The organism is Methanofollis fontis (assembly GCF_004297185.1).
Taxonomy (GTDB): domain Archaea; phylum Halobacteriota; class Methanomicrobia; order Methanomicrobiales; family Methanofollaceae; genus Methanofollis; species Methanofollis fontis.
Genome location: NZ_PGCL01000005.1, coordinates 59,111 through 65,380, shown reverse-complemented (window position 1 = coordinate 65,380; position 6,270 = coordinate 59,111). Strand labels below are relative to the sequence as shown.

General features: G+C 49.5%; 3 protein-coding genes. All 3 read right to left on the bottom strand.

Annotated features, from left to right (window positions below):
- Positions 1-3,382 (bottom strand): golvesin C-terminal-like domain-containing protein (locus CUJ86_RS10615; protein ID WP_165394884.1); only part of this gene is annotated, 3,382 nt, incomplete at its 3' end.
- Positions 3,383-3,696: 314 nt separating this feature from the next.
- The gene (locus CUJ86_RS10610) at positions 3,697-4,911 is read right to left on the bottom strand and encodes a glycosyltransferase family 4 protein (RefSeq protein WP_165394883.1); all 1,215 of its coding nucleotides are present in this window, start codon (positions 4,909-4,911) and stop codon (positions 3,697-3,699) included.
- 145 nt (positions 4,912-5,056) lie between these two features.
- Positions 5,057-6,001, bottom strand: coding sequence for a glycosyltransferase family 2 protein (locus CUJ86_RS10605; RefSeq protein ID WP_130647555.1), 945 nt, complete (start codon positions 5,999-6,001; stop codon positions 5,057-5,059).
- Positions 6,002-6,270: the final 269 nt, after the last annotated feature.

The window sequence follows — 6,270 nt, the reverse complement described above, 5'->3', positions numbered from 1 at the left end:
TGACTGCGTCTGCGATGACATATCCATCGGTGGCGTCGTTTCGTATCCTGATTGCCCCTCCTGAATCTGCATAGAATGTATAGGTTCCAAGAAGGTAGAACTGCCCTCCGTTGACCCTCTGGTTGACGGTGACGGTGTCCGTCTGACCTGCATGGACGATATCGACGGGTGTGTTCGATGCCCTATTGCTGTACTGGGTATAGTATATATACACGTTATAATCGCCGTCTTCTGGTATCTGCGGGCTGAATGTGACGCTTTTTTCCCCTTTACCGGTGTTTCCGTCATGAAGATAATTTGCCCCATATGGCGGGTTGACCAGAGTATAGGAGCTGGTAGTCCACGCACCCGTCATGGTGACATGGGCTGAATCGGTGTTGTCGATAACGATCTCCTCACCTGACGGTTGTGACGGTGGATCTGAGGTCGGTGGTCCTTCATAGACGATTCTGACTGCGTCTGCGATGACATATCCATCGGTGGCGTCGTTTCGTATCCTGATTGCCCCTCCTGAATCTGCATAGAATGTATAGGTTCCAAGAAGGTAGAACTGCCCTCCGTTGACCCTCTGGTTGACGGTGACGGTGTCCGTCTGACCTGCATGGACGATATCGACGGGTGTGTTCGATGCCCTATTGCTGTACTGGGTATAGTATATATACACGTTATAATCGCCGTCTTCTGGTATCTGCGGGCTGAATGTGACGCTTTTTTCCCCTTTACCGGTGTTTCCGTCATGAAGATAGTTTGCCCCATATGGCGGGTTGACCAGAGTATAGGAGCTGGTGGTCCACGCACCCGTCATGGCGACATGGGCTGAATCAGTGTTGTCGATGGTGATCCCCTCGTCTGACGGTTGTGACGGTGGATCTGAGGTCGGTGGCCCTTCATAGACGATTCTGACTGCATCTGCGATGACATATCCGTCAGTTGCGTCGTTTCGTAGCCTGATTGCTCCTCCTGAATCTGCATAGAATGTATAGGTTCCAAGAAGGTAGAACTGCCCTCCGTTGATCCTCTGGTTGACGGTGAGGGTGTCCGTCTGTCCTGCATGGACGATATCGACGGGTGTGTTCGATGCCCTGTTGCTGTACTGGGTATAGTATATATACACGTTATAATCGCCGTCTTCGGGTATCTGGGGGCTGAATGTGACGCTTTTTTCCCCTTTTCCGGTGTTTCCGTCATGAAGATAGTTTGCCCCATATGGGGGGTTGACCAGAGTATAGGAGCTGGTGGTCCACGCACCAGTCATGGTGACATGGGCTGAATCGGTGTTGTCGATGGTGATCCCCTCGTCTGACGGCTGTGATGATGGATCTGAGGTCGGTGGTCCTTCATAGACAATTCTTACGGCGTCAGCAATGACATATCCGTCAGTTGCGTCGTTTCGTATCCTGATTGCCCCTCCGGAATCAGCATAGAATGTATAGGTTCCAAGAAGGTAGAACTGCCCTCCGTTGACCCTCTGGTTGACGGTGACGGTGTCCGTCTGTCCTGCATGGACGATATCGACGGGTGTGTTCGATGCCCTGTTGCTGTACTGGGTATAGTATATATACACGTTATAATCGCCGTCTTCTGGTATCTGCGGGCTGAATGTGACGCTTTTTTCCCCTTTTCCGGTGTTTCCGTCATGGAGATAGTTTACCCCATATGGCGGGTTGATCCCGGCAAACGTGCTCGGGGTCCATGTTCCGCTGATGGAGACATGGGCGGCGTCGGTGTTGTCGATGGTGATCCCCTCGTCCGGGGGGGTTGTTGAACCGTCCAGGATCTGGTCCAGTGTGCCGAACCACCTGGTATTCATCTTTTTCTCCCCGGATTCGTCAGGATGAAGAAAATCATAGGTGTCGGCGGTGAGATCGAACCCTGAGTAGTGATCGACGACAATGACCGGAGATCTGTCGGTGGTCATCGCATCGGCCATTCCTGCTATCTGACTGTTATATGTCACTGCCAGCGGATTTACATTCCATTCTTCATGGGGTGACTTTGTTGTGGGTATGATCCTGGCGACAAGGATGGTAACATCCGGATTGTCGGATCTGAGAATGGTGATGATCTGCTCAACGTCTTCAATCGTATTGGCAATGACCTCTTCACCGCTGATACCAAAGACGATCTCCTCCCAGTTCAGGTCGTTGGTTCCTATATGCAGTAAAACCACATCAGGGGTATACCCGGAAAGCCAGGTGGCAAGTCTGTCGTTGGAGTCATATCGCCCGTTGATGAGGTGGTCCGCCCGCCATCCAGCATGACCTTCATGATCCTGATCAAAATCCTGGTAGAGGTTTGGCGTCCCGCTCCAGCTGAGATCCATGGTGCCGCAGAAATCGACATTGGTATACCCATTATCCTGCAACGTATGCCACAACCAGTATCTGTAACTGGCATGGTCCTGATCGGCCTGGGTAATTGAATCCCCGAGGGGGAGAATGGAGACTGTTGATGCGTCTGCTGTTATTGCATCTGAATATAAACCGACAGTGCCTGCTGTGGAGGATTCCAGATGCAGTAGATCGTTCCCGTCACCAGATCCCCTATTTTTTTTTTTTGTTTTATCCTCTTTATACGCATCTGCAGGAGTGATGAGAGGGTGGTAGTCCAGGGATTCCTGTCCGGGGGTTCCATATTTCTGCTCCCCTACACCGTCATTGTTACTGTCCGTCCCGGTGTAATCGCTCCAGTAGTTGCCCAGGCAATTCTCAAAGGTGTTCCCTTCGTATTCATAGGTGATTGGAGACGACGAATGCCAGATATCTAATGATCTCGGCATAATCCCGGTGAAACCGACGTTATTCGTGTTTTTCATGAATGTGTTCAGATAGATGTCATTGAATGACGTCCCCACCATCATGCCATACTCATTGTTGCTGATATTGTTCATTTTTATAAGATTGAAGGCGGATCTGTCTGAAAATATGCCGTAACTCTGTGAATTGTCTGAAATGGTATTATTCAGAATGATGCTGTCGGCGCACTGGATGAGTGAGATCCCACCCCTCTGTATGGTGTTGTTCTCGATCAGATGCCTGGATGATGATGTGATGTAGAGTCCTCCTCCCTCGATGTGGTTTCTTGAAATTATTGCAGCATTGGAATTCAGGGCAATGCTTGCATTTTTTATCACAAAGTTCTCCACCATTACGCCTTCCGCTTCGATCCTGATCGCCTCTGGAGAACTCCGCCGATGGATGACTGGCAGACCCTTTCCTGTATCCACCCCCTGGATTGTGAGATTATCTTTCTGGACAACGATTCCCCCGTAGATGCCGCTTTCGACCTTTACTGTATCTCCAGGTTGTGCTGCATCCAGTGCTTCCTGGATGCTCTCTCCATCTGATACTGTGATCTGTCCGGCATATGCCGATGATATCATTCCGATGAGAAAAATAAATGCTATAAACAATTTTTTGCTATTCATATCCGTCCCCCCCCAGGGCGGTGGCAGGTCTCCTGCTCGATCTCAGAAATGTATCTTTTGTATAAAAGGGTATGGGTGTCGTATGTGACTGGAAGCCCGGTTTTCCGGGTGTTATCTGGATTTTTCAGTCTCATATGGTTGGAATTATGCAATTTTCTGAAATATGGTTGATATTTTGTATTGGTGGTTGAATATTGCGTAATATTGTGGCGTAATGATGTATTCAGGTCCCATCGATGCTGTCCAATAAAGAGAAGATGATGTCCTGATCAACTATCCGGATGTCCCATCCCACGACTGTCCTGCACCAGGAGTGAGAGATACACCTTTTCGAGGTTTTTTGCTAATTTTTCAAAATTTCGGTTCTCCATCACCCATGAATGCCCGTTTTCTCCCATAACTCTGGCCCCTGCAGGATCTCTGAGTATCTGAAGGAGGCCCTCTGCCAGGGCGTCGACTTCAAATGGTATCAAAACTCCCCCTTTACTTGCCTCGAGAGCCTCTTTCTGTTCGGGTATTTCGAAATTTGCCACAACCGGTTTTTGCATCGCCATGTACTCAAACAGTTTTATCGGGGAGCTGAGTTTGAAGAATGGCAGGGGGGGGATACACGAAACCCCTATATCGGCTGCGGCGATCAGATTGGGTATCTCATCCTGGTCAACCTGTCCGGTAAAGACAATATTATCCTTGATTCCACGCTCCTCTGCGATGGTTTCGAGATGGTCACGGTCGTTCCCGTCCCCCACCATGAGAAGGTGACAGGGATGTTCATCCTGTGAAATTTTCGCAAATGCATTGATAAGAACGTCCAGGTGCCGTTCCCTGTGCATTGCTCCGATGTATATGATGGTGGTGTCCTCTCTGATGTGGTAGCGCTCGTGGATCTCTTTTTTATCAACCAGGGGGGGCTGAATGGCCTTCACACCGTTCGGGAACGGCAGCATTTTCTCCCTTTCTACTCCTTTTTCTGCAAAATCATCCGCCATCCATGCCGTCGTCGGCAGAACCAGGTCGGCATTTTGCATCAGATATGCCCTGCAATATTCATCTATTCTCAGGAAAGGCAGGATATGCTTCTTGTTCAGGTACGATGCATAGGTGTCTCTCCGCTGTTCAAGGGGATTTGACAATTCATATACAAAGGGGAGATGGTATCGCTTCTTCAGGTACAACCCCAGGAGTGCATCGAATGTGCCATCCCTGACAAAAACCAGGTCATACTGTCTCTCCCGGAAGATCTTCAGGATGGTGTTCATCCTCCGAAGTCCATATCCGATTTTGCATCGTTCGAACATCTTTGGCCAGCGTTGTAAGGGTATTTCAATCACCGAAATGCCGTTGAATACACTACTCTGTACTCTTTTCGCTCTCTCCGAAGGAACGACCCAGGTGATTTCATGGCCGAAATGTGTCAGATAACTGGCAATGCCGATCTGCGGGACTATCCGCATATTTTCATGGTATCTGTCTCCAAACAGCATGCATATTTTCATCTTTTCCAGACCCCCCGGTTCTGGACCGGATGCCAGATGTGAAATGAGTATGAATTCCTGATTTGATCTCTTTATTCCCTGTACTGTGCCGTTGAATCGTGCTTTTTCCGGGCGGAATTCACCCGGTGTTGCGCTATGCTGTATTCATGTCATGATCCCCTCTTTGTGGATATGGACCGGGGAGGAGAGAGCGGGTAAAAAGGATGAATTTTTGTTTTTTGAGGATTTTTGTCCTGCATTCTGATAGAATCCGTCGAGTTTCTTTTTTTTCCCCGGAAAAAAGATGCTGACGGGCAATCTGGATCTGGTATGCCGCAATAAACTCTCTGACATCGTCCAGTTTATCTTCAGGGACATCTCCGTTTGAAAGTGCGTCCATCGATCTCTGCAGGATAACCGTCCTCCAGTTCTCGCTCGTTGCCTGTTCTGCTGTCCTGTTCTCTGCTTCTTTGTGATATATTGCACCGGTGATGCTGTTAAAGGCAACCGGATATTTCAGGGCGATATTGAACCATGTGATCAGGTCCTCTCCGATACGTATGCCCGCAGGAAATCCCCCACTCTCCATCAACACTCTCTTCGGTATGCCTGCCACCGAAGAGCAGACCGGTTGATCCGAGAGTCCAGCCGTCAGGAAATAACTGGGGATCAAACCCTCCCATGGTGCCTGCGGGATCCCCTGATACCTGCAACGGGATATTCCCCCATCGGGTTCGAAATTCACCCGGTCTGTTACATATATTCCAGCGTCCGGGTAGCGATCACGCAGTTTCATGATGGTTTCGAGAAATTCTGGAAGCCATTCATCATCTGCATCCAGAAATGCAATAAAATCGGTGTTGGATTCGACGATGCCACGGTTTCTTGCCGCTGATACGCCGCGGTTCTCCTGCCGTATCAGACGGATCCGCGGGTCATTGAAGTGTTGAACGATCTCCGGACCTTCATCCTCTGACCCGTCGTCGATCACCAGGACTTCGAAGTCCTGGTAGGTCTGACTGAGAACGGAATGAATCGTGCGTTCGATATGAAGCCCTTTATTGTACAGGGGAATGACGACTGAAACGGATGGTGACATCTGGTCTCTTCCTGCGAATCAGAGTGTTTGATCCTCGCCCGCTGCCGGATGAATGTCCTGCTCTGTGGTGCCAGAAGGGTCCATGGCAGTGTAATCAATCGGTGTTCGATGTTCCATTCTCCTGAGATCAGCGGACCTGGTATCAGATGTTATTTATGATCGCACGCTCCCGGCGTCTGTTCGATGGAGAATGGTGGTTCGTGGTCATTGCTTGGTCTGGCAAGGGGCCATTGCGACCCCAGTCTACTTTTTTTGATATATAATTGTAT